We start from the raw sequence: 1176 nt of genomic DNA, 5'->3' as shown, positions 1-1176 counted from the left end.
CTGACACCTTGTATCTTGAAAATGATGCATGATGCGATTGCGGGTTGGGTCGCTAGCGACCCAACCCGCGCCGTTCGCGAGCCCGCTGACACCTAGGTTGTGTGGACCGCTGGGGAGCTTGGGCCCGGACGGATCTTTGTCAGCCCGCACGGTTGCGAGGGGCTTTACCCCGCACGCGCAAGGAAGGGAACGAAGATGGCGCAAGATGACGTGTTTGTCGGTATCGACGTGTCCAAAGCGCGTCTCGACGTGTGCTTGTGGCCGGCTGGGGAATGGCTGGTGTTCGGCAATAACGGCAAGGGCGTGAGGTCTCTGGTCCGCCAGCTTGCCAAGGTGGGTCCGGTGGCGATCGGCCTGGAAGCCAGTGGTGGCTATGAGCGTGACGTTCTGGCCATGCTGTGTGCCGCAGGCTTGCCCGCGCATCGGCTCAACGCCTTGCGGGTCCGCCGCTTTGCGCAGAGCTGCGGGATCCTGGCCAAGAACGATCGGATCGACGCGGCGGTGATCGCCCGCTTCGTCGCCTGCGTGCCCCAGCGCCAGGCGGTGCATGCTCCGGCTGCGGCCCGGCTGGCCGAGCTGGTCACCGCCCGGCGCCAGTTGGTCGAGGAGCTGACCCGCTGCACCAACCAGGCCTCGCGCACCGCGCATGGCGTGCTTCGGCGCATCGCCGCACGCCGGATCGCGCGCCTCAAGGCCGATATCCTGCTGATCGATCAGGCCACCGCCGAGGCCGTCGCCGCCGACGAGCACATGGCCCAGCGCAATCGCCTGCTCCGCTCGGTCCCCGGCGTCGGCCCCGTCTTCGCCCACACCCTGCTCGCGCTCATGCCCGAGCTCGGCACCCTGACCCGGCGACAGGCCGCCTCGCTGGTCGGCGTCGCTCCGTTCGATTGCGAAAGCGGCACCATGCGCGGGCAACGACGGATCACCGGCGGCCGCAAGCCCCTGCGCGATGCCGCCTACATGGCCGCGCTTGTCGCAGGTCAGCACAACCCCACCATGAAGGCCTTCAGGCAGCGCCTCGCCGAAGCCGGAAAACCGCCAAAGCTGATCCTCGTCGCCATCATCCGAAAGCTCATCACCGCCCTGAATGCCATGATCCAACGCAATCAAACGTGGACCGCTTAAGACGGTTGCTCCCCCGTTGCATCCTGCGGATGAAACAGGGGAGGATCG

General features: G+C 66.8%; 1 protein-coding gene. It reads left to right on the top strand.

Translation table 11 applies throughout. The annotated features are described in order from the left end of the window. The first annotated feature begins 195 nt into the window (after positions 1 to 195). Positions 196 to 1128, top strand: a complete 933-nt coding sequence (locus H7F49_RS19215; protein ID WP_185685153.1) for an IS110 family RNA-guided transposase — start codon at positions 196 to 198, stop codon at positions 1126 to 1128. Positions 1129 to 1176: the final 48 nt, after the last annotated feature.

Origin of the sequence: Novosphingobium aerophilum (assembly GCF_014230305.1) — a bacterium.
Classification (GTDB): Bacteria; Pseudomonadota; Alphaproteobacteria; order Sphingomonadales; family Sphingomonadaceae; genus Novosphingobium; species Novosphingobium aerophilum.
The sequence above is the reverse complement of the archived record's forward strand: the minus strand, read 5'-3'. Positions and strand labels throughout refer to the sequence as shown.

Coding starts and splice junctions, on each gene's coding strand:
- H7F49_RS19215 (WP_185685153.1), top strand. CDS start 196: ATGGCGCAAGATGACGTGTTTGTCGGTATCGACGTGTCCAAAGCGCGT.